Genomic DNA, 25,973 nt, shown 5'->3' on the forward strand with positions numbered 1-25,973 from the left:
CTCCCCTACCCGCTCCTGACCCCTCACCCATTGGGGGACCTGCCATGGCCACCTCGCGCGCCCTGGCCGAGGCTTCGCCCGCGACCGCACGTCGGGGCCAGCACCCGGGGGTAGCACTCACCGTCATCGCGGCGACACAACTCATGGTCGTCCTGGACATCACGATCGTGAACATCGCGCTGCCGCACATCCAGCAGGCGCTGAGGTTCAACACCACCGACCTGTCCTGGGTCATCAACGCCTACACCCTCACCTTCGGCGGGCTGCTGCTGCTCGGCGGACGGGCCGGCGACATCCTGGGGCGGCGGCGGGTGTTCGTCGTCGGCGTGCTGCTGTTCGCCCTGGCCTCGCTGCTCGGCGGCGTCGCCCAGTCCTCCGCCTGGCTGCTGGCTGCCCGGGCGCTCCAGGGCGTGGGCGGGGCCATCGCCTCGCCGACCGCGCTGGCACTGATCGCCACCAACTTCAAGGAGGGCCAGGAACGCAACCGGGCGTTCGGCGTCTACTCCGCCGTCGCCGGGGCCGGCGGCGCGATCGGGCTGCTGCTCGGCGGCATGCTCACCTCCTGGCTGTCCTGGCGCTGGGTCCTGTTCGTCAATGTGCCGATCGGCATCGCGATCGCCCTGCTGGCGCCGCTCTACATCAACGAGTCCGAGCGCCACCCCGGCCGCTTCGACCTGCTCGGCGCCTTCACCGCCACCACCGGCATGGTCTCCCTGGTGTACGGCTTCATCCGCGCCTCCGACCACGGCTGGACGGACGCCGTGACGCTGACCTCGTTCAGCCTCGCCGTCGTGCTGATCGCCGCCTTCCTGGTCAACGAGCGTCGGGTGCCGCAGCCGATCACCCCGCTGCACCTGTTCCGCGACCGCAACCGCTCCGGCGCGTACGGGCTGCTGCTCTGCGTGGCCGCGACGATGTTCAGCATCTTCTTCTTCATCACCCTGTTCGTGCAGGAGATCCTGGGCTTCAGCCCGCTGCGGGCCGGCTTCGCGTTCCTGCCGATCAGCGTGGCCATCGTCGCCGCCGCCCAGTTCGCCGCCCGCAACCAGCTGCGCTTCGGGCCGAAACCCTTCCTGGTGACCGGCTCGCTGCTGGTGCTGGGCGGGGTGATCTGGGCGACCAGGATCGACCTCGGCACCAGCTACGTCGGCGGCGTCCTGGGGCCGACGATGATGTTCGGCTTCGGCATGGGTTCGATCTTCGTGCCCGCCACCCTCACCGTCGTCTCCCGGGTCTCCCCGCGCGAGACCGGCGCGGCCACCGGCATGCTCAACACCACCCAGCAGATCGGCGGCTCGCTCGGCCTGTCGATCCTCGTCACCGTGTACGGCACGGCGAGCGGCAACGAGGCCCGGCAGCAGGCCGCGGCCTTCCTCCGGCAGGCCACCCCGCAGCAGGCCGCCCAGTTCCGGGCGACCGGGCGGCTCCCGGCCCCGTACTCCTCGCAGGTGCTGGTGCACGGCATCGGCAGCGCCTTCCAGATGGGCCTGGTGTTCACGGCGCTGGCGGTGGCGATCGCGGTGTTCGTGATCAAGGTCGGCCGTCCGGTGCCGCAGCCCGCCGCCGGCCCTCCCGGGCGGGGTGCTTGACAGGGCGTCAGGGGGACCGGGAGAGTCTTCATTGCAATGGTTTTCATCTTCGACAACCGTTGCGGCCGACCGCTGCCCGCCATGCCCGGGCGCGGTCGGGCGTGCCTCGACACACCCCGGCACGCCCCCCGAACGCCCCGACACGCCCCCGAAAGAGGACACCCATGTCGCTCGACGTCTCCCCCGCCCTCCTCGCCCAGGCCCAGGAGGGCCGCGTCGACGAGGCCGACTTCCTCGACACCGTCCGCACCTCGCTCCCGTACGCCTACCAGGTCGTCGCCGGGCTCAGCACCGAACTCGCCACCGGTGAGCAGGAGTTCACCACCGACAACACCACGCCCAGCGACGAGCAGCGCGCCCAGCTGCTGCGCGCGCTCGCCAGCAACGCGATCCGGGGCAGCCTGGAGAACCACTTCGGGGTGAAGCTCGCCTTCGTCAACTGCCACCGGGTGGGCGCCTTCCGCCCCGGCACGGAGGACGGCGCGGCGTACCGGGAGTTCACCTCGCCGCACAACCAGATCCGCAACCAGAGCCCGGAGCTGCGCAGCTGCTGACGGCCACCGCACGGCGGCGGCCCCCACTCCGTGGCGGGGTGGGGGCCGCCGCCGCACGTGTCGCCGCGTTGCGCCCCGTTGCGGGCCGTTGCGGGCCCGTGTCCGGATCGCGCGTCGATCTTGTCCGGCGGCACGGCGGCTGCTTACGTTCGGAACGCACCCCGTTCGGAACGCGTCACGCCCGGAGCCCCATCGCACCCGGAACGCACCCCGTCCGGGAGTCGCCCCCCTCCCGGCCACCCCCTCACCATGCGGAGCCCACCATGTCGCAGGCCCCTCGCCCGCTGCGGAAACTCGGCTTCCTGACCATCGGCCTCTTCGACGAGGCCGACCCCCGCCGGGGCCACGAGTCCACCCTCGACCTGATCACCCTCGGCGAGCAGCTCGGCTTCGACAGCGCCTGGCTGCGCCACCGCCACCTCCAGTACGGCATCTCCTCCCCGCTCGCCGTGCTCGCCGCCGCCACCCAGCGCACCAGCCGCATCCAGCTCGGCACCGCCGTCACCCCGCTCGGCTGGGAGAACCCGCTGCGGCTCGCCGAGGACCTGGCCACCGTGGACGTGCTGTCCGGCGGCCGGCTCAACCCCGGATTCAGCGTCGGCCCGCCCACCCACTACGAGCACGTGCGCGGCGCACTCCACCCCGACACCGGCGAGCACGAGGACTTCGGCCCGCGGCGCGCCGAACGGCTGCTCGCCCTGGTCCGCGGCGAGGACGCCTCCGACTTCGCCGGCACCGAGGGCATCGAGACGTACTCCCGCCGCGTCCAGCCGCACTCCCCCGGCCTGGCCTCCCGGCTCTGGTACGGCGCCGGCAGCCTGCGCTCGGCCCGCTGGGCCGGCGAGCACGGGATCAACCTGCTCACCAGCAGCGTCGTGAAGCCCGAGGACGGGCAGGGGCCGTTCGACTTCGCCGCCATTCAGGCCGCCCAGATCCGCGCCTTCCGCGAGCGCCACCCCGACGGCGCCCGTGCCCGGGTCTCCCAGGGCCTGGTGGTCATCCCCACCGACAGCGCCACCCCCGAGCAGCGCGCCAGGTACCGGGCCTACGCCCTCGCCCGCACCCCGCGCACCCTCGCCCCGCAGGGACCGGCCCGACTGCTGTTCGCCCCCGACCTGGTCGGGACGACCGAGGAGCTCGTCGAACGGCTGCACGCCCACGCCGGGTACCGCGAGGTCGACGAGGTCGCCTTCGCCCTGCCGTTCACCTTCGGACACGAGGACTACGTACAGATCCTCACCGACCTGGCCACCCGCCTCGGTCCGGCCCTCGGCTGGAAGCCCGGACAGGACTGATCGGTCGGGGGCCGCGGGCCCCTGTCGCCTTCAGAACTCGCTTGTGTCGAGGTCGAGTTCGAACGGCTCGGGCAGCCGCACCGGCACGCCGAACGGGTGCGGCCCCTCGGCCCGGGTGTAGCCGAGCGCCCCCGGCCGGGAGAACAGGGTGCACGCCCGCTCCTGACGGTCCACCAGGAGGTAGAGCGGCGCACCGAACTGGGCGTAGCGCCGGCGCTTGACGGTCCGGTCGGTCTCGGCGTTCGACGGAGAGGTGACCTCGACCACGAGGACGGTCTGCTCAGGGAGCAGCGCACCAGGATTGTTCACGGCCAGTTCGACCGGAACCAGGGCCAGATCGGGGATGTAATAGTTCTCGGTACCCGGAAGGTCGAGATTGCCCGAGCCCGACCGCAGTCCGAGCTCCCGCTGGCGGGGTCCGATCTGCAAGCGGATCAGGTCAACGGTGTTCTCGTGCTCCCAGGAAGGCGACGCGGGGGTGATGACTCCCTCGACGATCTCGACGCGTTCACCCGCAATGTGTTGAATCGCATACTTGCGGGCTTGCTCCGGGTTCGGCACGCGACTGTAGTCTCCCGGGCCGATGTGTGCCGTGCTCACGTACTGCCCTCCTGTCCGGCGCGGTCTCCGCGCTCAGGGGCTGCCCGGCGAAAAGGCTACCGGCGCATCGCCCCCGCATGGGCACGCGCCACTGGGCCTACCCGCCGAATCCGGACAATCTCTAGTCATATGAATAAGCGCTTGCTTAGAATCGGGGCCCGCCGCCAGACGGCCCGAGCCCCCAGGAGACCTCATGACCGGAGTCAACCGTCAGATCCGCCTCGCCCGTCGGCCCGTCGGGGACGTGCGACCGGAGGACTGGGCGCGCGGGGAGGAGCCGGTGGCGGAGCCGGGGGACGGGGAGTTCCTCGGGCGGACCCGGTACGTGTCGCTGGATCCGGCGATGCGGGGGTGGCTGGACGACCGGCCGTCGTACCTGCCGCCGGTGGGGCTCGGCGAGGTGATGCGGGCGGGCTCGGTGGTGGAGGTCGTCGCGTCGAAGCACCCCGGGTTCCGGGTCGGGGACCACGTGGTCGGGGCCTTCGGGGTGCAGGAGTACACGGTGTCGGACGGGAAGGGCGCGCTCACCGTCGACCCCGCGCTCGCGCCGCTGTCGACGTACCTGGGCGCCCTCGGAATGCCCGGGATGACCGCGTACTTCGGACTGCTGGACGTCGGGGCGCTCCAGGAGGGCGAGACCGTCGTCGTCTCCGGCGCCGCCGGGGCGGTCGGCACCATGGTCGGGCAGATCGCCAAGGTCAAGGGCTGCCGGGTGGTCGGCATCGCGGGCGGCCCCGACAAGTGCGCGCTGCTCACCGGGGAGCTCGGCTTCGACGCCGCGATCGACTACCGCGCGGAGGACGTCCGCAAGGCGCTGCGCGCCCACGCCCCGGACGGCGTCGACGTCTACTTCGACAACGTCGGCGGGCCCGTCCTGGACGCCGCGCTGACCCGCCTGGCGATGCACGCCCGGGTCGTCGTCTGCGGCGCGATCAGCCAGTACAACAACGAGGGCGCCGTGCAGGGCCCGTCCAACTACCTGTCCCTGCTGGTGCACCGGGCCCGGATGGAGGGCTTCGTGGTGTTCGACTACGCCCGCCGGTTCCCGGCGGCGGCCGCCGAGCTGGCCGGCTGGATCGCGGAGGGCCGGATCAAGGTCAAGGAGCAGGTGGTGGAGGGCACCGTGGACGACTTCCCGCAGGCCCTCGGGATGCTCTTCCGGGGCGAGAACACCGGCAAGCTGGTGCTGCGCCTGGCCTGACCGGTGCTCCCGGGCGGCCACCGCACGAGGTGGCCGCCCGGGCCCCGGTCAGAGCAGGCGCTTGATCTCGCCGCGCGCCCGGTAGAAGCCGCCCGAGGCCGACTCCCGCACCTCGGCGACCAGGTAGCGGGCGCCGGGCACCCGGATGTCCTTGGGGAACTGCACCCGCCACGAGGAGTCGTAGCCCGGCGTGAGCACCCGCACCCGCACCCGGGCGCCGTCCTGGACGCACTCGACCTCCACCTCGGTGCCCGTCCGGGCGGTGGCCACCGAGACCGTCTCCACCCCGGTGCCGGCCAGCACCGGCTCCCAGCCCGCGCCCTTGACCTCGGCCGTCTTCGGCAGCGTGCCGGCCTCGGCCGCCCGCACCGCCTGCTCGCCGGCGTCGAGGCAGGCCAGCGAGCCGTCCGTGGTCACCAGGTAGAGCCGGCCGTCGCGGTACTGCATGCTGTACGCCGAGCCGCAGCCGGTCGCGAGCTTCCACAGCCGGGTGCCGTCGGCGGCGAAGCAGTACACCGAGGAGTGGTTGTCCCCGGCGAAGACGTACTCGCCGTCCGGGGAGGCCGCGCAGGAGAACACGGCGGCGTCGCAGCGGTAGGCGGCCACCTCGGAGCCGTCCGACTTGCGCAGCCGGTGCACCCAGCCCTGCCCGGTGCCGGCGAACACCTCGTCGGCCTCCTGCCAGCCGAACAGCACCCCGCCCCGGGTGGGGGTGTACCAGCGCTGGTCACCGCTGCGGTTGTCGTAGCGGGCGACGCCGCGCGAGTGGCCGTGGTAGACGCCGTCGGCGTCGCAGCGCACCATCCAGCCGGACCGGCCCTCGCCCTGACGGCGCCACTGGAACTCGTCCTCGTGGTCGACCGTGGTCAGGCCGCCGCGCTCGTCGGCGACGCCGAGCACGCCGTCGTGGATGTCGAGCCAGAAGATGTCCACGTCCTGGGCGATCTCGTACGCGACCCGCGGGATCTTGCCGCCCAGGTCGTACACCTTGCCGTCGTCGCAGCCGGCGTAGATCCACCAGTCGTCCGCGACGATGCACTTGACGCCGTCCGGCAGGCCGTAGCGGCCCGTCACCTCACCGTCGTGGGTGAGGGTGTAGACGTCGCCGCGCTCGTTGCCGACCCAGGCGTGCTCCTCGCCGACGAAGATCCCGAAGGCGGGCGAGCCGGAGCGGAAGCGCCACAGCAGCGGCGCCTGGCGGGCCGTCGAGCGAGTGCTGACGATCTCCCGCCTGGTCACCGCCCGGCGCTGGCGCACGCCCTGGACGGCCGGGGCGTAGCCCTTGCGGACCTTCTCGCCGATCTTCTTGGCCGCCGAGGCGGCCGCCTTCTCGGGGCTCGGGAACGTCGTCGACTTGCTCTGGCCAGGCTCGCCTATCCGCCCGTACCGTACGGTCACCACCTGGCCGGCGAGCCGCACTTCGTAGAACTTGTGCGCGCTCCCCTCGTCCTCGGACAGTTCGAGGTACGTGACCTGCTCTTCGACGGCGACGGACACGGCGGAGTCCCCTTTCGGGCAGCGGAGATGGGAGGCCGGTTCGGGACCGGCCCGCCGACACCTCCGAAGCTACGGCCTGGCACTGACATTCGGCTCCGGCCAGCCTAGGCGGAACCGACCCGGCCGGTTCCGGCGGGGCTGACCCGGCCGGTTCCGGCGGGGTTCAGTACAGCTCGGCCAGGAGGGCGCGCAGGCGCTCGTCCTCGCCGATGATCTCGTACGGGAGGCCGGAGGTGACGATCCGCCGGTCGCCCTCGACGAGGTCGCCGACGTACCGGCCCAGGTCGGCGTCCCCGGCGGCGGCGCCCAGCGCGTGCAGGGCCTCGCAGCCGCCCGTGACGTCGGCGCCCGTGACGACCGAGTGGAGCGCGGCCGCCGCGAGGCGGTCGACGTCGAGGGTGTCCGGGTCGACGATGTCGAGCAGGGCGCGGGCGGCGCCGGCGGCGTGCGCCGCCTCGGCGAGCAGCGCCTCCAGCCGGGGGACGAGGTCCTGACCGGCCGCCCCGAGGGAGGCCGCGGCGCGCAGGGCGCGGACCGCCGGCCAGCGGTTCCACGACCGGCCCCCGGCGATGCGGTCGAGCACGGAGGACAGGATCCGGACGGCCTCCTCCGCGTCGCCGTCGACCTGCCAGAACGCCCGGGCCGTCGCGATGGCGGCGTCCAGCTGAGGGGCGGTCGGCTCGGGGTCGTCGCCGACCGCGGCGAGCAGCTCCGGGAGCAGCCCGGCGGCGGCCGCGCCCAGGTCCGCGGCCGCCTGCGCAGCTTCGGCGACCTCCCGCGAGGCCGCCAGCCGTTCGGTGACGGCGGCGAGCAGGAGACCGGGCTCGCCGGTGACCTCGTGGTGGGCGCGGGCCACCTGGAGCGGGCCCGCCGCGGCCCGCAGCGCCTCGGCGGCCCGGTCGCGGGCCTCGGGCGGGCCGCCCATGACGACCGCCGCGACGGCGGAGGCCGCGTGGGGGAAGCGGGGCAGCACCGCGCACAGCTCGGGCAGCCCGGCGACGGCCCGCGGGCCCCAGCCGCGCAGCAACTGGACGAGGCCGGCGATCTCGTTGGTGTCGAGCCCGTCGACGGCCAGCCGGGCGCGGACGGCGGCGAGCAGCTCCCGGTCGAAGGGCAGGGCCGGGGCTCGGCCGTCGCCGGCGGCCCGGCGGGCCTGCGGGCGCCGTTCGAGGTCGCGGGCGAGCAGCGGGACGGCCTGCCCGGGGGCGATCCGGACGAGGGCGGCGAGGGCCTGGTCGGCCGCCCGGTCGTCGGGCCGGGCGGCGAGCTCGACGAGTGCGGGCGCGGCCTCGGCGGCGAGCGGTCCGAGTTTGGCCAGCAGGCTCGCCGCCGGGTCCTGGGCGGCGAGCCTGGCGACCGCCGGGACCAGCCGCGCCGGGGCGCGGCGCGAGACGTGGCAGGCGTGGTCGGCCGCCCACAGCGCCTCGGACTGCACCTCGGGGCGCGGGTCGCCGAGGGCGGTCTCCAGCAGGGCGAGGGCCGCCTCCCGGTCGGTGTCGGTGTCGCGTTCCAGCAGGGTGTCGACGACCGCGCACAGCAGTTCCTCGTGGTCGGAGCTGTAGCGGTCGACGGTGAGCTCGCGGGCGGGCAGCAGGCCGAGCACGGCCGCGTGGTGGGCGGCTTCCCAGCGGTCCTCGTTCCGCAGGCACACCAGGACCGCGGCCAGCCGCAGCGGCACCGGGGTCTCCCCGCCGAGCAGCGACCTGGCCTTCCCGGCGGCCGCGCCGAGGTCCACCCGGCCGAGCGCGACGAGCAGTTCGGCCGCCACGTCCGGATTCTCCTCGGCCGCCCAGCGCTCCCACAGCGCGGCGGGCGCGAGCGCGCCGTCCCCGGTGTGGCCGACGGCCCAGCCCGCGGCCAGCCGGACCTCCTCCTCCGGGTGGGCCAACAGTGGCAGCAGCAGCGGGAGTTGGGCGACGATGGCGGCCCGGACCGCGCCGTCGGCGACCTCCCACTCGTCCTGGCTCTCGGCCATTGCGCCCAGCAGGCCCAGCAGCTCCGCCGGCCGGCGCCCGGCGGCGGCGATCCGGGCCAGGTACGGCACGGCCTCGACGGTGGCCGAGTACACGGTGCCCTGGTGGAGGACGGTGCCGTACAGCTCGGAGAGCGCCTCCTCGGCCGCGCCGTCCTCGCCCTCGGCGAGCGCGCGCAACAGTGCGGGCAGGTCCTCGGCGCTGCCGTAGGCGTGCGAGAGGGCGGCCCAGGGGTGGTCGTCGAGCCCGGTGAGGGCTGTGATGGGATCCATGGCCGCGATCCTGGCAGGCGGGGCCGACAAGCCGCCGGGCCGGGCTGTCCGGGGAGTTGTCAGTGCCTCGGGTTACGCTCCCGGCACCCTGAGGAAACACCCGGGGCCCGCTCCTCCGAATTCGCCTACGGGGAGCGGGCCCCGGCCCAGGCAGACCGGGGCGTCGAACGGGTCGACGTCCGGCGACGCGTGCGCGGCGGCGCCGGCCCCGGCCCGGTTCAAGGGCGCCGCCCGGCCGTACGGGTGGGCCGGCGCTCGGGTGGAGCCGGCAAGCTGGCCCGGTCGGGCGCCGGAGGGCGCCCAGCGACGAGGGGGTGCCGGTGATGGACGGATCGACGGTTCGGCGGGTTCCCCCGCTGGACCCGCAGGTGCGGGCGGCGCTGGCGGCCGCCGGCGACCGGGCGCGGCAGGTGCTCCTCCCGGAGCAGCTGGCGGCCTGGCAGGAGCGGGACGCCGCGGCCCGGCCCCGCCCGACGGTGGAGCAGCTGCGGGACGGCGGACGGTTCGAGGTGACGGAGCTGCGCGTGCCGCGGACCGGTGACGAGGGCGAGGTCACGCTCGTCAGCGCGCGGCCCGCCGGGGTCCGCGGACCGCTGCCGTTGCTGTACTACCTGCACGGCGGCGGGATGGTGACGGGCAACGCGTGGTCCGTGCTGCCCCGGCTGCTGCACGGCTGGGCGCTGCCGCTCGGCCTGGCGGTCGTGTCCGTCGAGTACCGGCTGGCGCCGCGCACCCGCTTCCCCGGGGCCGTCGAGGACTGCTACGCCGGGCTCGCCTGGGCGGCCGAGCACGCGGGCCCGCTGGGCATCGACGCGCGGCGCGTGGTCATCGGCGGCAAGAGCGCCGGTGGCGGGCTCGCCGCGGCCCTGGCCCTGCTGACCCGGGACCGCGGCGGCCCCGCGCCGGTCGGCCAGCTGCTGCTGAGCCCGATGCTCGACGACCGCGGCGACACCTTCTCCAGCCACCAGATGGCCGGCCACGACACCTGGGACCGCGCCTCCAACGCCACCGCCTGGCAGGCGCTGCTCGGCGACCGGTACGGCGTCACCGACCTTTCGCCGTACGCCGCCCCGGCCCGCGCCACCGACCTGGGCCGACTGCCCGCGGCGTACCTCGACGTCGGGTCCGCCGAGACGTTCCGGGACGAGGCCGTCGCCTACGCCGACGCGATCTGGCGGGCCGGCGGAGAGGCCGAGCTGCACGTGTGGCCGGGCGCCTGCCACGGGTTCGACACCCTCGCCCCCGGGGCGGCCGTCAGCCGGGACGCCCACGAGGCCCGCACCCGCTGGCTGCGACGCGTCCTCCGGGGGTGACGCCGGGCCGCACCGGGGCCGGGCCGCACCGGGCCCGGCCGCAGCGAGGCCGAGACCAGGCCGCACCGCGGCCGGGCCGGACCGGACCGGGCCGGACCGGACCGGGCCGCCGGTCAGAGCCAGCCGCGCTCGTCGGCGACCCGCAGGGCCTCGGCGCGGTTGCGGGTGCCGGTCTTGGCGATGGCCGAGGAGGAGTAGTTGCGCACCGTCCCCTCGGAGAGGTAGAGCTTCGCGGCGATCTCCGCCACCCCGGCGCCCGAGCGCGAGGCGTTCAGCACGTCGCGCTCGCGGGCGGTGAGCGGGGAGGCGCCGGCGGCGAGGGTGGCGGCGGCCAGCTCCGGGTCCACCACCCGCTCCCCCGCCGCGACCCGCCGGATCGCGTCGGCGAGCACCTCGGCCGGGGCGTCCTTGACCACGAAGCCGACCGCGCCCGCCTCCATGGCCCGGCGCAGGTAGCCGGCGCGGCCGAAGGTCGTGAGGATGACGACCCGGCACCACGGCGCCTGCTGGGCCAGCACGGCGGCCGCGGCCAGGCCGTCCAGCCCGGGCATCTCGATGTCGAGCAGGGCGATGTCCGGCCGGTGCTCCCGGGCCGCCTCCGCGACCTGGTCGCCGCGGCCGACGGCGGCGACCACCGCGAAGTCGTCCTCCAGGTCGAGCAGGGTGCGCAGCGCGGTGCGGACCAGCTCCTGGTCCTCGGCGAGCAGCAGGCGGATCGTCATGGCGTCCCTTCGTGGGCGGAGTCGGGCCTGCCGGTCGGCGCCGCGCCCGTCGGGACCGTCACCAGCAGCCGCCACCCGCGCGGGTCGAGCGGGCCGGCCTCGACCGTACCGCCCGCCGCGGCGACCCGTTCCCGCAGGCCGGTCAGGCCCTTGCCGCCGCCGGTGCCGCTGCCCTTGCCCTCGACGGTGCCGTTGCCGTCGCCCGGCCGGTTGCCGGCGCCCGTGCGGTCCGTTCCGCCGGTTCCGTTCCGGGCGCCCGTTCCGTCGTCGCGGATCTCCACGGAGGTCGCGGTGAGCAGCACCGAGCAGCGCTCCGCCCGGGCGTGCCGGACGACGTTGGTGATCCCCTCGCGCAGCACCCAGCCGAACAGCTCGCGCTCCCGCGGCGCGACCGCGTCGGCCGCCGTCGGGAGGTCGGCCACCACCCCGGCGGCGCGCAGCAGTTCGCGGCCCCGGGCGAGTTCACCGGCGAGCGTCACCTCGCGGTAGCCGGAGACGGCGGCGCGGACGTCGGACAGCGCCTGACGGGAGAGCGTCTCCACGGCCGCCATCTCCGCCACCGCGTGCTCCAGGTCCTTGCCCGCGAGCCGCTGGGCGAGGCGGGACTTGACGGTGATCGCGGTGAGCGAGTGCCCCAGCAGGTCGTGCAGGTCCCGGGCGATCCGGTTGCGCTCGGCCTCCGAGGCGAGCCGCGCCACCTCGGCGCGGGCGGCGACCAGGGCCTCGTTGGTGGCGGCGATCTCCGCGAAGGCCACACAGGTGAGCGAGGTGAACAGCAGGGCCAGGGCCTGGAATCCGCCGGGCCCGGTGTGCCAGGGGCGCACCGCCCACGGCACCAGCAGCGCGGCCGCCGTACCGGCCGCGATCACCTTGGCGGCGTGCTGGCGCCACTGGATCGCGACCGCGGAGACGACCACGGTGGCGAGGAAGAACGCGGCCTCGTGGGCGAACGGCAGCACGGCCAGGAACAGCAGCGTCATCACCGCGAGCAGCGGCCCCGCCCAGCGCCGTCGGCCCCGTCCGAGGGCGAGGGCCAGCAGCACGTGGCAGAGGCCGAACGCGACGACCACGGTGTATCCGGCGACGGCGGCCGCCCCGGAGACGGTACCGCTCATGGCGACGGCGGTGAGCGCGGGGAAGACCATCATCCCGCTGCCCAGCAGGAGGCGGCGCCACCCCCGGGCCCAGCGCTTGACGGGGCTCGCCTCGCCCTGCTCCCGGGCGGAGGGCGCGGACGCCCGGCCCGCGCTCCGCCGGCCTCCACCGGAGTGGTCGTGCTCGCTCACCGTCGTCTCCCCCGTCCTCACAGCCCGGCGAACAGGCTACGCAGGTGCCGCCCGTTGACGACCGCGGCCACACCCAGCAGGGCGAGCCCGCAGACCCCCTGCTCGACCTTCATCCACACCGGGAAGGCCCCCGGCAGGGCGATGATCGCGGCGATGGCGACGAGCATGACGGCCGAGACGATCCGCAGCCGCCGGAACGCGCCGCGGGAACCGTTGGCGGCCCGGACGGTCAGCAGCAGGGTGAACAGGGCACTGGCCACGACGATGGTGCCGCGGACCAGCACCGGCGCGTTGACCATCGCGTGGTGGTCGCGGAGAGCGAGGGCGGCCGCCAGAGTGACGACGCTGAGGCCGAGGTAGGCGAGCACGAGCCACCTCACGGTACGGAAGGCACGACGGGTGTCGGGGTGCTGCAGGTCGGTGGAGGTCATGGCATCCATGCTGGTCGCCGGCCCGCCGACCGGGGCAGTGTGTTCGCGCACCGGCCCGCCGTGACAATTGTCAGCGGGCCGCCGTCACGGGACCGTTGCCGGCGGGCCGCCGTCCGGGGCCGTTGTGAACGCCCGGGGCTCCTCTCCCGCCGGTTCGGCGTCCAGCAGGCACACCATGTGCAGCTTCGTGACGGCCAGCCCGTCGACCACGACGGCCCGGGGCTCCCGCCCCCACACCTCGAAACCGCAGGCGGTGTAGAGCCGCAGGGCCCGCTCGTTGCCCTCCGAGACGGTCAGCAGCACCTGCCGCAGCCCGCCGTCCCGCGCCGCCGTGCGCAGCACCTCCCACACCAGCGCGCGGCCGATCCCCCGCCCACCGGCGCCGCGCGCCACCGCCATGCCGTACAGCGTGCCCTTGTGCCGCTCCTGGCTGCGGCGCGGCACCTTCAGCCCGGCGGTGCCGACCAGTTCACCGGCACCGTCGAAGGCGCCGATCAGCACGCCCGGCCCGGCCTCGGCCGCGGCCAGCCGGTCCAGCGTCGCGGACAGCGGCTTGCCGGCCTCCTCGGCGTGGCTGGAGGTGAAGGCGCTCGGCGTCTCGCGCAGCGCCGCCAGCCGGAAGGCCCGGTACGGTACGGCGTCCGCGACGCCCAGCGGGCGCAGCCGGACGGCCCCCGGGGGGCGCCCGGCCGCCGTGCGGTCCGCCGTCGGGCACCCTGCCGTCGCGTGGTCAACCGGGTGGCATCCGGCCGTCGCCTGGTCAGCCGCCGAGCGCTCAACCGAGACGGACACGGGTGCACCTCGTCACGTACGGCAGGGCGATCTCCTCTCGGCCGGCCAGGTCCGGGTGGGTGGCCAGCAGCTGCTCGACGTCGGCCAGCAGGCGGACCCGCTCGTCCTCCGGGAGCGCGATCACGTAGCTGCGCGAGGCCACCATGTCGACGATCCCCGCCGGGGTGGTGGCGTGCTCCCAGCGGATCTCCAGCCGCTCGGGTGTCCCGAACGGCGCCGGAAGGAGCGGCAGGGTGTCGATCCGCGGCGGCGTCGACCGGTGCATCAGCAGACCCAGGGCGGCCGCCCAGGGCTCGGACTCGTCCCGGACGTTCCACACCAGCGCGAGCGTCCCGCCGGGGGCGAGCACCCGGGCGATCTCCGGCAGCGCGGCCGCCGGGTCGAACCAGTGCCAGGCCTGCGCCACCACGACGGCGTCCACGCTGTCGTCGGGCAGCGGGATGCGCTCGGCCGAGCCCGCCCGGACGGCCGCCTTCGGCACCGCCGCGGACAGCCGCGCCCGCATCCCCTCGTCGGGCTCGACCGCCACCACGTCCAGGCCCGCCTCCACCAGCAGCGCGGTCAACTTGCCCGTCCCGGCGCCCAGATCGAGCACCCTGCGGGCCTCCCGGGGCACCGCCGAACCGACCAGCGCCCGGGGATAGCCCGGCCGCCCGTGCTGGTACGCGTCCACCGCCGCCCCGAACGACCGCGCCCGCAGCCGCCCGGCCCACCGCCTGGTCGCCCCCTGCCGGGTCATCCCGCAGGCCCGCCCGATCTCCTCCCAGGTCGCCTCCCGCCCGCGCCTCAGCTCCTCCACCAGCTCCGTCCGCCGCTCCTCCAGCGCCTCGATCACCCCCGACAACCTCCGCAGCCCGTCGACGCCGCCCCCACCGGCCACGTCCTCCGCCACCCGCCGACCAAGATCGCCCATGTCCATGGCCCGGCACTGTACGGACCGTCGACGGAAACGTCAACAACCATTGCCACTACAGGCAACAGATGTTGCCCACAGCGCCCTGCGCGCGCCCCGCCCGCGGCACGGCCGGCGCCTCGATCCAGCAACACTCGGCACGGATGATCGCACTGGCACCGGCCGACGCCGTGCGGCGTGCCGGGTGTGACCGGGGATTCCCGTCCGGGTGATTGGCGCGTTGCCGGTTGACCGGAGTCGCCGTACGTAGCACGAACTCGGCGCGAAGTTCGGGGACTTGGCGAGGAAACCCTTCGCATGAGCGAATCCGGAGCGGGTCGGCGGCGCGCGGGCGGCGGGACGAGAAGCCTGGTGGGAGGGCGGCGGCCGCTCCCGGCTGCGACTGGTGTGCGAAATGTCGGGGTTGCCCGACAGATTGCCACAAGTCGGTTGCGGGACGGTATTTTTGACTTTCGGTCAGGATGTCCTGAACTTGGCTATGCTGCACCACCACGCCTCCGGAGCCGGTCCCCCCGTTTCCCCGTACTGTTCCGATCGTTTGAGGATGCTGAATGCTTCGAGCTGGATCGTCACCCGCCAGACGGCGCCGAGCGCCCCTGCTCGGCTGGTTGTTGCCGACGGCCGTGATGGCGGCGGCCGTGGCGGTCGCCGCGGTGGCGGTGTCCGCCGGGGCCCGGGCCGGGGTGCTGTGGTGCGGAGCTACGGGCACCGTGCTGGTGGCCGTGGTGGCCGCCGAGTCGGCCCGCCGGGGGCGGGCGCTGGGCGAGTCCCGTGACCTGCACGCCCGGCAGGTGGAGGAGTGGCAACGCCGCCTGGCCGCACAGGAGGACGAGCTGGACCGGCTCGCCCGGCTGGAGATGCGCCGGGTGGTCGCCGGAGCCCGGTACGGCTACTCCTTCGACGTCCTGACCCGCCCGCTGGAGGAGAGCGACGCACCCGTCTCGCCCAGGTTCCGCCGCTCCCTGGTGGCCGTCGCCGAGGCGGTCGCCAAGGCCGTCGACGACGAGGTCAGCCGGCGCGACTCGGCCGAGCGGGCCTTCGTGAACATCGCCCGCCGGGTGCAGGCCATCATCCACCGGCAGGCCAAGGACCTGCGGGAGATGGAGGACCGGCACGGCAACGACCCGGCGGTCTTCGACGACCTGCTGCGCCTGGACCACGGCAACGCGCTGACCGGCCGCCTGGCCGACAGCATCGCCGTCCTGTCCGGCGCCCGCCCCGGCCGCCAGTGGACCCGCCCGATCGCGCTCTACAGCGTGCTGCGCGGCGGCATGTCCCGGATCCTGGAGTACCAGCGGGTGGACCTCCACCCGGTGGCCCAGATCTCGGTGACCGGACCGGCCGTCGAACCGCTGATCCACGCCGTCTCCGAGCTGCTCGACAACGCCACCCGCTACTCCCCGCCGCACACCCACGTGCACCTGAGCGCCTCCGAGGTGCAGAGCGGGATGGCCATCGAGATCGAGGACGGCGGCCTCGGCCTCACCGACGAGGCCCGGTTCCGCGCCGAGCGCTCGATCCGCGAGGCGATGGTCTCCAAGGACTTCGACGACCTCACCGAGTCCCCCCGGCTGGGCTTCGCCATCGTCGGCCGGCTCTGCCAGGCGTACGGCTTCCAGGTCTCGCTGCGCCGCTCCGCGTACGGCGGCGTGCGGGCGGTGCTGGTGGTGCCGCAGGAGCTGCTGACCACCGCGCCGCCGACCGGGCGGGCGCACGGCATCGGCGCCTTCTCCGGCCCCCGCCCGCTGCCCGCGAACCCGTCCCGGCACACGGCCTCCGGGCGCCCGTGGGGCACCCGGACGACCTCGGCCGGCGTCGGCCCCTCCTACGGCTCGACCAACCCCTGGGGGCCCTCCGGCCCGGGCGCCGGGGACGACGAGGTGATCGTGACCGAGTGGACGCCCAACGGTCTGCCGCAGCGCCGGCGGAGCCGCCCGATGGTGCCCCGGGGCGGCTACCGCGGGGCCGCGCGCACCGCCGCGCAGCCCGCCGGGCCGACGCCGCAGCCGACCGGGCCGATGGCCGGGCCGCCGGACCGGGCGCCGCGCCCCGCCAAGGAGCCGAAGCAGCCGGGCCTGTGGCTGGAGGCGTTCATGGACGGCATCAAGGGCACCGGCCCGAGCCCCTCCGGGCCGGCGGGCGCGCAACCCGGCCCCGGCACGCACCCCGTGTCCGGCGCCCGGCCCGGCCCCGGCACGGATCCCGGCCCCGGCGTCGGCCTCGGACAGGGCCACGGCTCCGGGCAGGAACACGGGCAGGAACGCGGCTCCGGTCAGGAACACGGACACACCACGGACGCCGGGCAGGCGGGTACCGGACGCACCGGCACCGCGCCCACCGGTGAAGAGACGGCAGGGAAAGGCGAGCAGTGATTCCGCACCGTAACAACATGGACTGGATCCTCAACGACCTGGCGCACAGCGTCCCGTGCGTGCGCCACGTGATCGTGCTGTCCGCCGACGGCCTGCGGATCGCCCAGTACGGCACCGACCCGGACACCGCCGACCGCCTCGCCGCCGCCTGCGCCGGGCTGCAGAGCCTGGCCGGCGCGATCGGCCACGAGTTCCCGCACGGCGACGGCTCGATGCGGCTGGTGGTGATCGAGGTGGACGGCGGCTACTTCTACCTGATGGCGGCGGGCGACCGCGCCTACCTCGCGGTGCTCGCCGACGAGGGCGTGGACGCCGGGCTGGTCAGCCACCAGATGCGCGACCTGGTCGCCCGGATCGGCGAGCACCTGTCCACGCCGCCGCGCAACCCCGAGGCGGTCGCGTGAACCGGCCCCCGGTCCGGTCCGTCTCCACGGGCTCCGGCTGCGGGACGGTCACGTGAACGAGCACAGTGAGGCGGCGGCATGACGGCCGAGCAGGGCGGCTGGGAGGGCCCCGAGCCCGACCGGCTGTACGTCATCACCCGGGGCCGCAGCGGCCCCTCCGGGCCGGGGGTCTTCGACCTGGTCACCCTGATCGTCTCCGGCGCGGAGCCGACCCCCGCCCATCAGCCGGAGCACGCCGCGATCCTGCGGCTGTGCCGTTCCCCGCTCTCGGTCGCGGAGGTTTCCGCCTACCTGGAGCTGCCCGTCAGCGTGGTCACCGTGCTGCTGGCGGACCTGCTCGACGACGGGCTGATCGAGGCCCGCAGCGCCGCCGTGCCCGCGGCGGAACTCCCCGACCGTGCCCTGTTGGAGGCGGTGATCCATGGACTTCAACGGCTCTGACACGGTGGCCGGGCCGGCCGGCCCGGACCTGCTGCCGGACAGCGTGACCACGGCGGTCAAGGTGGTGGTGGTCGGCGGCTTCGGTGTCGGCAAGACGACGCTGGTCGGCGCCGTCAGCGAGATCCGGCCGCTGACCACCGAGGAGACCATGACCCAGGCCGGGGTCGGGGTGGACGACCCGACCGGGGTCGAGCAGAAGACCTCCACCACCGTCGCCATGGACTTCGGCCGGATCAGCATCAGCGAGCGGCTCGTGCTGTACGTCTTCGGCACCCCCGGCCAGGAGCGGTTCTGGTTCCTCTGGAACGGCCTGTTCGAGGGCGCCCTGGGCGCGGTCGTCCTGGTGGACACCCGCCGACTGGAGGTCAGCTTCGAGGTGATCGGGCGGCTGGAGGAGCGCGGCGTGCCCTTCGTGGTGGCCGTCAACGGCTTCCCGGAGGCGCCGTCCGTCCCGCTCGACGAGCTGCGCGGCGCGTTGGACCTGCCGGCCGAGGTGCCGATCGTCAGCTGTGACGCGCGCAGCCGGGAGTCCAGCCGGGACACCCTGATGACCCTGATGCACTACCTGTACGAGCTGGCCGCCCCGTCCGCCGCCCGCTGAGCCCGCGGCCGCCCCGCACCTGGCCGTCACACCGACGACCATCGCCGACGACCGTCACCGAAGCCCGAAGCCCGAAGCCCGCCACCGACCCCCATCCGCGACCGGAGACCCCGTGACCACCGCGTTCCCCGAACCCGCCGGCCCCGCCCCGGCCACCGCCCCGCCGCCCGGCTGCCCGGCCCACGCGGGCGGCGGCATCGCCCCGACCGGCCCCGGCGGCCTGCTCCGCCTGTACGGCCCCGAGGCCGAGGCCGACCCGGCGGGCCTGTACGAGAAGCTGCGCGCCGAGCACGGCGAGGTGGCCCCGGTGCTGCTGCACGGCGACCACCGGGCCTGGCTGGTGCTCGGCCACGGCGCCAACATCACGGTGATGCGCACCCCCACGCTGTTCTCCCGGGACTCGCGCCGGTGGAACGCCTTCCGCAACAACGAGGTCCCGGCCGACTCCCCGCTGCTGCCGGTGGTCGCCTGGCAGCCGATCTGCGTGTTCGCGGACGGCGACGAGCACCGCCGGCTGCGCGGCGCGCTGCTGGACGGCCTGAACGGCTTCGACCGGCGGGGCATCCGTCGGCACGTCCGCCGCTTCACCACCGACCTGGTCCAGGTGGTCGGGCCGACCGGCCGGGCCGAGCTGATCTCCCAGTTCGCCGAGCACCTGCCGATGCTGGTGATGACCAAGCTGCTCGGCATGCCGGACGAGTACGGGCCCCAACTGGTCACCGCCGCACGGGACCTGATGAAGGGCACCGAGACGGCGATCGCCAGCAACGAGTACGTGGTCGCCGGTCTGCGCCGGACCATCGCCATCAAGCGCGACAGCCCCGGCGACGACCTGACCAGCCGCCTGCTGGCGCACCCGGCCGGGCTGACCGAGGACGAGGTGATGGAGCACCTGCGGGTGGTGCTGCTCGCCGCGAACGAGACCACCGTCAACCTGATCGCCGACTCGCTGAAGATGGTGCTCACCGACCCGCGCTTCCGCGCCCACCTCTCCGGCGGGCAGATGACCCTGGGCGAGGCCCTGGACCAGGTGCTCTGGGACTCCCCGCCGATGTCCCTGGTGGCCGGCCGCTGGGCGACCGCCGACACCGAGCTGGGCGGGCAGCGGATCGAGGCCGGGGACCTCCTGCTGCTCGGGCTGGCCGCGGGCAACGTCGACCCGGTGGTCCGGCCCGACCTGGCGGCCCCGCTGTACGGCAACCGCTCCCACCTGTCCTTCGGCGCGGGACCGCACGAGTGCCCCGGCCAGGACATCGGGCGGCACGTCGCGGAGGCCGGGATCGACATCCTGCTCACCCTGCTGCCGGACGTCCGGCTCGCGGTGCCGGAGGAGGAGCTGACCTGGAGCTCCGCCTGGATCTCCCGGCACCTGACGGCGCTGCCGGTGGAGTTCACCGCCCGCGACATCGAGCCGGACCCGGTCTCGGTGGCCGAGGCCGAGCTGGCGGAGGCCGACCAGGCGAAGGCGGAGCGCACGGACGCGGGCCAGCCGGGCGAGGGGCGGGCGGCCGCCGCACCGGAGCCGGACGGCCGAGCGGGCCCGGCGGCCCCGGCAGCCCCGGCAGCCCCGGCAGCCCCGGCAGCCCCGGCGAGCCCGACGGTGCCCGCGCAGCGGCGCGGCTGGTGGGACGCGCTCATCCGGCTGTTCCGCGCCTGACCCGCGCCCGCCCGACCGCACGCACGCACACCCGGCCGCCCGCCTGACGGGCGGTCGGGCGGTCGGGCGCTCACGTGCTCAGCCGTCGGTCCGCCGCCGGTACAGGGTGAAGACGTCCACCGGCGTGAGGTCCGCGTGCGGCCCGTCGAAGGTGTAGTAGGTGACCTTCATCGTGGTGGTTCCGCCGCGCCGGTCTCCCGGGTCGACCTCGAAGGCCGCGAAGCCGTGGGGGTGGGTGCGGTCCTGGACGGCGGCCCAGGGCGCGTCCTCGGTGAGCCAGATCGACTCCCGGTACGGCATCCCCGGTTTCTGGTCCTCCAGCCCGATGACCACCCGGCCCTTGGGCTGCTCGAAGAGGTCGTCCTGGGTGGTGGCGGCGTTGCCGCCGGCGCCGATGACCATGTGGACGGTGCCCCGTCCGGTGTCGACCATGTCGGTGCGGGTGCCGGTCGGCACCGGGGTGCGGGCGTCGTTGGGCAGGGTGCCGCGGACGGGGTGGGAGCGCTCGTAGTAGTGCTCGTGGCCGCAGACCACCAGGTCGACCCCGTAGGCGTCGAACAGCGGGCCCCAGGTCTCCCGGAGGCCGAGGTCGCTGCCGGCGCCGTGCTTCGAGCTGGAGACCATCGGGTGGTGCATGCAGACCACGATCCAGTCGATCGACCTGCTGCTCCGCGCCACCCGCAACTCCCGCTCCAGCCAGCGCCGTTGTGCGCCGCCGGAGAAGCCGCGCAGATAGATGTCGCCGGAGTTCTGGATGGCCTCGTCGTCGTTGGCGAGGCTGATGAAGCGCACCGAGCCGACGGTGAAGGCGTACCACAGGCCCCGGGTCTCCTCGTCGGAGGAGGCCGAGGAGTCGGGCAGGGAGTAGTAGGCCTGGTAGCCGAGCGCGCCGATCGGGCCGTTGCCGCCCTCGTTCTCGTGGTTGCCGACGCAGGGCATCCAGGGCCGCAGCCGGGTGGACCGGCTGTTGCTGATGAACCAGTCGGCCCAGGTCGCGGTGCGGCTCTGGCCGTGGCGGCCGGCGTAGGAGGAGTAGCAGAGGTCGCCGTTGATGAGGTTGAACAGCGGCCCGACGCGTTCGACGGCGGTGACGATGTCGGCGGAGGCCGCGGTGCCGACCTGGCTGCTCATGTACACCGGGTACTTGCCGAGCGGGGAGGGCATGCCGTCGGGGAAGGTGATCCGGCGGCGGAGGTTGGGCGCGCCCTGGTCGCCGAAGCTGGTGAAGGTGAAGGGGGCGCGTCCGCGCGGGGCGGTGGTGAAGGTGCCGGTCTCGGGGGTGGCCCCGTCGTGGCCGGCGCTGTAGAGGTAGGTGGTGCCCGGGCGCAGGCCGGTGAGGCGCGCGTGGTGGACGTACACCTCGGCCTTGTCGAGCGAGTCCCGGTAGGTGCGGGTCTCGGCCTGGACGACCCGGCCGAGGCCGCCGTCCGTCGAGCCGTACCGGACCTGAGGGCGGCGCACGGACTGGGGGCTGATCCACGAGACCGTCATCTCCGTGCCGGCGTCGGTGCCGAACTGGAGGTGCAGTCCGGCCACTCCGGCCGTGCCCGCGCGGTGCGGGGTGGTCAACAGCAGTGGGCTGGTGGGCGCGTCGTCGGCCGGTGCGGCGGCCGCGGGTTGCGCGGCCGCCGTCGTGCCCGCTGCCACCAGGGCGGCTCCGGCCGCCGAGGTGCCCTTGAGGATGGACCTGCGTGCAATGGTCATGAGGACTCCGCCTGTCGAGTGGGGGGTTCGACAGGCAGTCACTTTAATGACATGTGCACGTAAAGACGATCGTTTTGGCAGAGATGATCGATCGCATGGTCGGGGCGGCGCCGACCGGGAGACTCGATCCGGCCACCGAACGGGATCCGGCCGCGGCGCGGGCGCCCGGCTACTCCTTGCGGCCCACTCCCCCGTACAGCCCGACCTTGCCCTCGCCCGCGGCCGCGGCCTCGGCGGGCTCCGGGTGCCAGCGGTCGACGAGGACCACGCCCGGCTCGTCCAACTCCAGCCCGGCGAAGAAGCGTTCGAACCGCTCGCGCGAGCGGAAGTGCAGGCTGATCCCGGCCTCCGCGTAGCGGCGGTCGGCGACCTCCGCGCGCTCCGGCGCGAGGTCGGCGGTCGCGGCGGTGAGCGCGAGGAAGCTGCCGGCGGGCAGGGCGTCCAGGAGCTTGCGGACGGGCGGGTGCGCGACCTCGTCGGAGAGGAAGTGGACGATGTTGACGAGCGTCAGGGCGACCGGCTCGCGCAGGTCCAGGGTGGCGGCCACCCCCGGGTCGGCGAGGAACCGCTCCGGCTCGCGCAGGTCGCCCTGGACGTAGGCGGTACGGCCCTCGGGGGTGCTGGTGAGCAGGGCCCGCGAGTGGGCGAGCACGATCGGGTCGTTGTCGACGTAGACCACGCGACAGGCCGGGTCGACGGCCTGCACGACCTCGTGCAGGTTGGGCGTGGTGGGGATGCCGGTGCCGACGTCCAGGAACTGCCGCACGCCGTGCACCTCGGCGAGCCGGCGGACCATCCGGTGCATCACGGCCCGGGCGGCTGCGGCGTCCGCGCGCACGCCGGGCAGTTCGGCCAGGACGCGGTCCCCGACCTCGCGGTCGGCCGGGAAGTTGGTCTTGCCGCCGAGCAGGTAGTCGTAGACCCGGGCGGAGTGCGCCCGGTCGATGCGCAGGTCCACCTCGGGCGGCGCCTCGTAGTCGGCCTCGGTGAGCCAGCTCTCGGAGACGGCGGCGCCCGCCGTCCCGGTGTCCGCCGTGTCGGAACCCCATGCGTCCGTGTCCACGCTCGCCCTCCCCGCTCCGCGTTGGTCCGGACCACTCAACCACAACCGGTGACTGTCCGTCAGGCGGTTCCCGGTGTCCGCTGAACCGAGGCTTCCGCCCGGCCCGTCGCCGCCACGAAGGAGGGCACCCGCATCGCCGTCAGCAGCCCGAGGGCCGGGCCGGCCGTGCAGACGGTGACGTACACCGGGATGACGCCCAGCCAGTGCCGGTCGCCCAGCCACTCGGCGAGCAGCGGGAAGGTCCCGCCGAACGCGGCGATGGTGGTCGCGTTGACGACGCCGAGGCCGACCGCCCGCACCTCCGTCGGGAACAGCAGCCCGGTGAAGACGTTGAGCGTGCCGAGCACCGTGGCCACCAGCATCCCCAGCAGCACGGCGACGGCCTGGAACGGCAGCCAGCCCTGGCGCAGCCCGGCCAGCAGGACGCCGACCAGCGGGATCGGCAGGACGAAGGCGATCCGGGCGACCGGCAGCAGGCCGAAGCGGTCGGCGGCGGCGCCGGTGAGCAGCATGGTGACCAGCACCACGCCGAGCACCACGGTCATGAAGGAGGCCGCGTCCTCCTTGTCGATCACGTGGTAGGCGGCGGCGTACTGCGGCAGGTAGACCAGAGCGAAGTAGTAACCGACCGTCCCGCCCAGGGTGTTGAGGAAGACGGTGAGCACCGCCCAGCGGTGTTCGCGCAGCGTCCGCAGGAACGGCGGGCGGGCGGTGCGGGCGGAGCGCTCCCGGGCGCGGTGGAACTCCGCGCTCTCCGGCGCCCGGCGCCGCACCCAGACGGCGGCCAGTCCGAGCAGCGCGGCGATCACGAAGCCCCACCGCCAACCGCCGTTCTCCAGACCGGACTTGCCGAGGGTGTGGAGCAGCAGGGTGAGCACGCCGAAGGAGAGCAGCGAGCCGAGGATGATGCCGCCGTAGGAGACCGAGCTGAACGCGAAGCGGTGCCGCGCCGGGGCGGTCTCGGTCACGTACGCGGCCACGCTCGGCGCCTCCCCTCCGAAGGCGAGGCCCTGCACCACCCGGGCGAGCACGGCCAGTACCGCCGCCCAGACCCCGATGCTGCGCTGGCCCGGTACGGCGGCGAGGCCGAGGCTGGCGGCGGCGATCACCGCCATGCCGAGGCTGAGCGCGAAGCGCCGCCCCCGGCCGTCGCTGAGCCGCCCGATCAGGTAGGAGCCGACCGGTCGGGCGCCGAAGCCCACGGCGAAGGTGACGTAGGCGCCGAGGACGCCGCTGACGCCGTGCTTGCCGTGCCCGAAGAGGTCGGCCGCGAAGTAGGGCGCGAGGACGGCGTAGACGTTCCAGTCGAAGGACTCGACGACCGATCCGACCGTCGCCGCGGCCAACTCCCGCCGCCGGCCGCCGGTTTCCGCCTGTTCACGGAGCGGTGCCACCGCACTGCTTTCTGTCATGGCCTCAGCATGGCACCGTTCGGATCCGCGCGGAATCACACCGCGCGCCCGACCGGAGGCCGTCGCCGACTCCTCCACCGATAGGCGGATGAGAATCCCATGTGACTGGTGTGACAGGCAGGTGATATTCCTGTGCCGTGCCTTTCATGATCACCCGAAACCCTCGGCGCGCCCTGCCCGCCGCCGTCGCAGCCCTCGCCACCGCCGCCCTGCTGGCCGGCTGCACCAGCGGGAGCGGCACCGCCGCCGCCCCCGCGAGCAACCCGGCCGCCGCCACACCGAGCGCCGCCCCGACGCCGACGCCGACGGCCAAGCCCACCGGCGCCGACGACCCGGCGCTCAAGACCTTCTACGGCCAGCAGCTCGGCTGGGGCGCCTGTGCGAAGGACCCGCGGAACGTCGAGGACACCTCGGCCCTCCAGTGCGCCGCCCTCAAGGTCCCGCTCGACTACACCGCCCCGGCCGCCGGCACCCTGGACGTCGCCGTGGTCCGCAACCCGGCCACCCGGGCCGACCAGCGGATCGGCTCGCTGCTGCTCAACCCCGGCGGCCCCGGCGGCACCGGCGTCGGCATGGTCACCGGCGACCCGAAGCGCTTCGACGGCCCGCTCCACGACCACTACGACATCGTCGGCTTCGACCCGCGCGGCACCGCCGGCACCAGCCCGCTGAACTGCCTGGACGACAAGGTCCGGGACGGCTGGCTGGGCACCGACCAGACCGGCGACGACCACGGCAAGCAGCTGGCCGACGCCTGCCAGGCCAAGTACGCCCAGATCCTCCCCTTCGTCAGCACCCGCAACAGCGCCCGGGACATGGACGTGCTGCGCGCGGCCCTCGGCGACCAGAAGCTCAGCTACCTCGGCCTGTCCTACGGCACCTACCTGGGCTCGCTCTACGCCGAGGAGTTCCCGGAGCGCGTCGGCCGGCTCGTCCTGGACGGCGCCACCTCGGCCTCCACCTCGCTGATCCAGCACAACATCGAGCAGGAGGCCGGCTTCGAGCGGGCCCTGAAGGCCTTCGTCGCGGACTGCGTCACCAAGGAGTGCCCGTTCGGCAAGGACCCGGACCAGGGCCTGCAGAAGCTCGCCGCGTTCCTCGACGGCCTCAAGGACAAGCCGCTCAAGACGGAGAAGGGCCGCACCCTGACCTCCAGCCTGGCCTGGACCGGCGTGGTCAGCCGGCTCTACGGCGGCGAGAAGGCCTGGACCGGTCTGCGCAACGCGCTGGGCTGGGCGATGGTCCGCGGCAAGGGCGACGACCTGCTCGCCTTCGCCGACGGCATGAACGGCCGCGACAAGGACGGCAGCTACGGCCCCTCGGTGGACGCCTACACCGCCATCCACTGCGCCGACGGCGCCACCGAAGCCCCGGCCGGGGAGCAGCTCCAGGCCGCGCTGGCCGACCTCGCCGCCAAGGCCCCGGTGATCAGCAAGCACGACCCGATGGCCGCGTTGTTCGACCCGGACTGCCGGAGCTGGCCGGCCCGCTCCACCGAGAAGCCGCACGTGATCAAGTCCGCGGCCGCCACCCCGATCGTGGTCGTCGGCACCACCGGCGACCCGGCCACCCCGTACGCCTGGGCCGAGAAGCTCACCGCCGAGCTGGGCAACGCCGTCCTGATCAGCCGCGACGGCGAGGGCCACACCGGGTACGGCGCCAGCAAGTGCGTCCGCGCCTCGGTGGACGCCTTCCTGGTGGACGGCACCGTCCCGGCCGCGGGCATCCACTGCCCGACGGACTGACCGCGGGAGCGCGGAGAGGGGGGGGGGGGGGCGGGGGGGGGGGGGGGCCCGCCCCGGGGGGGGGGGGGGGGCGGGGCGGGGGGGCGGGCGGGGGACGAAAGGGGAGAGCGGGGGGGTGGGAGGGAATTGAAATGAG

Annotated in this window: 22 protein-coding genes; 11 read left to right on the forward strand and 11 right to left on the reverse strand. The window is 74.5% G+C overall.

All coding sequences use genetic code 11. The features are described from left to right. Nucleotides 1-44: 44 nt before the first annotated feature. The 3 genes from ACWD4P_RS22915 (at nt 45) to ACWD4P_RS22925 (ending at nt 3,438) form a co-directional block, all read left to right on the forward strand. On the forward strand, nt 45-1,589 hold the full coding sequence (locus tag ACWD4P_RS22915; RefSeq protein ID WP_449780851.1) for an MFS transporter: 1,545 nt from the start codon (nt 45-47) through the stop codon (nt 1,587-1,589). Between the two features lie 164 nt (nt 1,590-1,753). Further along, nucleotides 1,754-2,143, forward strand: coding sequence for an SCO5389 family protein (locus ACWD4P_RS22920; RefSeq protein WP_449780852.1), 390 nt, complete (start codon nt 1,754-1,756; stop codon nt 2,141-2,143). Between the two features lie 263 nt (nt 2,144-2,406). Then, a complete protein-coding gene (locus ACWD4P_RS22925; RefSeq protein ID WP_449780853.1) occupies nt 2,407-3,438 on the forward strand; it encodes an LLM class flavin-dependent oxidoreductase in 1,032 nt (343 codons plus the stop codon). 30 nt (nt 3,439-3,468) lie between these two features. On the opposite strand, the gene ACWD4P_RS22930 is transcribed toward ACWD4P_RS22925, so the two are convergent. Beyond that, nucleotides 3,469-4,038, reverse strand: coding sequence for a Uma2 family endonuclease (locus ACWD4P_RS22930; RefSeq protein ID WP_449780854.1), 570 nt, complete (start codon nt 4,036-4,038; stop codon nt 3,469-3,471). 193 nt (nt 4,039-4,231) lie between these two features. On the opposite strand from ACWD4P_RS22930, the gene ACWD4P_RS22935 reads away from it, so the two are divergent. Continuing rightward, entirely contained in the window at nt 4,232-5,239 is a 1,008-nt protein-coding gene (locus ACWD4P_RS22935) for an NADP-dependent oxidoreductase (protein WP_449780855.1), read from the forward strand. 48 nt (nt 5,240-5,287) lie between these two features. Here the strand turns inward: ACWD4P_RS22935 and ACWD4P_RS22940 are convergent, their stop codons facing one another. Both ACWD4P_RS22940 and ACWD4P_RS22945 read right to left on the reverse strand, forming a co-directional pair. After that, entirely contained in the window at nt 5,288-6,736 is a 1,449-nt protein-coding gene (locus ACWD4P_RS22940) for a WGR domain-containing protein (protein WP_449780856.1), read from the reverse strand. Between the two features lie 163 nt (nt 6,737-6,899). Next, complete coding sequence (locus ACWD4P_RS22945; RefSeq protein ID WP_449780857.1) at nt 6,900-8,981, reverse strand: hypothetical protein; 2,082 nt, start codon at nt 8,979-8,981, stop codon at nt 6,900-6,902. A gap of 323 nt (nt 8,982-9,304) precedes the next feature. Here ACWD4P_RS22945 and ACWD4P_RS22950 point away from each other — a divergent pair, with 323 nt between their 5' ends. Next, complete coding sequence (locus ACWD4P_RS22950) at nt 9,305-10,294, forward strand: alpha/beta hydrolase (RefSeq protein ID WP_449780858.1); 990 nt, start codon at nt 9,305-9,307, stop codon at nt 10,292-10,294. A gap of 113 nt (nt 10,295-10,407) precedes the next feature. Here ACWD4P_RS22950 and ACWD4P_RS22955 read toward each other — a convergent pair whose 3' ends face one another. The 5 genes from ACWD4P_RS22955 to ACWD4P_RS22975 all read right to left on the reverse strand — a co-directional run bounded on the left by ACWD4P_RS22955 (nt 10,408) and on the right by ACWD4P_RS22975 (nt 14,444). Then, nucleotides 10,408-11,016 carry a response regulator transcription factor gene (locus ACWD4P_RS22955; protein WP_359829814.1) on the reverse strand — a complete coding sequence of 203 codons (609 nt, stop codon included), beginning with the start codon at nt 11,014-11,016 and terminating at the stop codon, nt 10,408-10,410. Further along, nucleotides 11,013-12,302 carry a histidine kinase gene (locus ACWD4P_RS22960; protein WP_449780859.1) on the reverse strand — a complete coding sequence of 430 codons (1,290 nt, stop codon included), beginning with the start codon at nt 12,300-12,302 and terminating at the stop codon, nt 11,013-11,015. Before ACWD4P_RS22960 ends, ACWD4P_RS22955 begins: the two co-directional genes overlap by 4 nt. Before the next feature lie 17 nt (nt 12,303-12,319). Next, nucleotides 12,320-12,733 (reverse strand): hypothetical protein, encoded by a 414-nt coding sequence (locus ACWD4P_RS22965; protein WP_449780860.1) that lies wholly within the window; start codon nt 12,731-12,733, stop codon nt 12,320-12,322. A gap of 84 nt (nt 12,734-12,817) precedes the next feature. Next, the gene (locus ACWD4P_RS22970) at nt 12,818-13,525 is read right to left on the reverse strand and encodes a GNAT family N-acetyltransferase (protein WP_449780861.1); all 708 of its coding nucleotides are present in this window, start codon (nt 13,523-13,525) and stop codon (nt 12,818-12,820) included. Beyond that, nucleotides 13,509-14,444 carry a class I SAM-dependent methyltransferase gene (locus tag ACWD4P_RS22975; RefSeq protein WP_359829810.1) on the reverse strand — a complete coding sequence of 312 codons (936 nt, stop codon included), beginning with the start codon at nt 14,442-14,444 and terminating at the stop codon, nt 13,509-13,511. Before ACWD4P_RS22975 ends, ACWD4P_RS22970 begins: the two co-directional genes overlap by 17 nt. Before the next feature lie 602 nt (nt 14,445-15,046). On the opposite strand from ACWD4P_RS22975, the gene ACWD4P_RS22980 reads away from it, so the two are divergent. The 5 genes from ACWD4P_RS22980 (at nt 15,047) to ACWD4P_RS23000 (ending at nt 19,913) form a co-directional block, all read left to right on the forward strand. After that, nucleotides 15,047-16,810 (forward strand): ATP-binding protein, encoded by a 1,764-nt coding sequence (locus ACWD4P_RS22980; protein WP_449780862.1) that lies wholly within the window; start codon nt 15,047-15,049, stop codon nt 16,808-16,810. 17 nt (nt 16,811-16,827) lie between these two features. After that, nucleotides 16,828-17,214, forward strand: a complete 387-nt coding sequence (locus tag ACWD4P_RS22985; protein WP_181970384.1) for a roadblock/LC7 domain-containing protein — start codon at nt 16,828-16,830, stop codon at nt 17,212-17,214. A 78-nt stretch (nt 17,215-17,292) separates the two neighbouring features. Beyond that, nucleotides 17,293-17,655: a DUF742 domain-containing protein gene (locus ACWD4P_RS22990; protein WP_359831541.1), complete on the forward strand. Its 363-nt coding sequence runs from the start codon at nt 17,293-17,295 to the stop codon at nt 17,653-17,655. Further along, entirely contained in the window at nt 17,636-18,256 is a 621-nt protein-coding gene (locus ACWD4P_RS22995) for a GTP-binding protein (protein WP_359831539.1), read from the forward strand. Before ACWD4P_RS22990 ends, ACWD4P_RS22995 begins: the two co-directional genes overlap by 20 nt. A 112-nt stretch (nt 18,257-18,368) precedes the next feature. Further along, nucleotides 18,369-19,913 carry a cytochrome P450 gene (locus ACWD4P_RS23000; protein ID WP_449780863.1) on the forward strand — a complete coding sequence of 515 codons (1,545 nt, stop codon included), beginning with the start codon at nt 18,369-18,371 and terminating at the stop codon, nt 19,911-19,913. Nucleotides 19,914-19,991: 78 nt separating this feature from the next. On the opposite strand, the gene ACWD4P_RS23005 is transcribed toward ACWD4P_RS23000, so the two are convergent. From ACWD4P_RS23005 to ACWD4P_RS23015, 3 genes are all read right to left on the reverse strand, one after another. Then, nucleotides 19,992-21,617 (reverse strand): purple acid phosphatase family protein, encoded by a 1,626-nt coding sequence (locus ACWD4P_RS23005; RefSeq protein WP_449780864.1) that lies wholly within the window; start codon nt 21,615-21,617, stop codon nt 19,992-19,994. Nucleotides 21,618-21,786: 169 nt separating this feature from the next. Continuing rightward, entirely contained in the window at nt 21,787-22,575 is a 789-nt protein-coding gene (locus ACWD4P_RS23010) for an SAM-dependent methyltransferase (protein ID WP_449780867.1), read from the reverse strand. Between the two features lie 164 nt (nt 22,576-22,739). Further along, nucleotides 22,740-24,092 carry an MFS transporter gene (locus ACWD4P_RS23015; protein ID WP_449780865.1) on the reverse strand — a complete coding sequence of 451 codons (1,353 nt, stop codon included), beginning with the start codon at nt 24,090-24,092 and terminating at the stop codon, nt 22,740-22,742. Nucleotides 24,093-24,238: 146 nt separating this feature from the next. On the opposite strand from ACWD4P_RS23015, the gene ACWD4P_RS23020 reads away from it, so the two are divergent. Continuing rightward, nucleotides 24,239-25,837, forward strand: coding sequence for an alpha/beta hydrolase (locus ACWD4P_RS23020; RefSeq protein WP_449780866.1), 1,599 nt, complete (start codon nt 24,239-24,241; stop codon nt 25,835-25,837). Nucleotides 25,838-25,973: the final 136 nt, after the last annotated feature.

The sequence above is a fragment of the Kitasatospora sp. NPDC002543 genome, assembly GCF_053594915.1.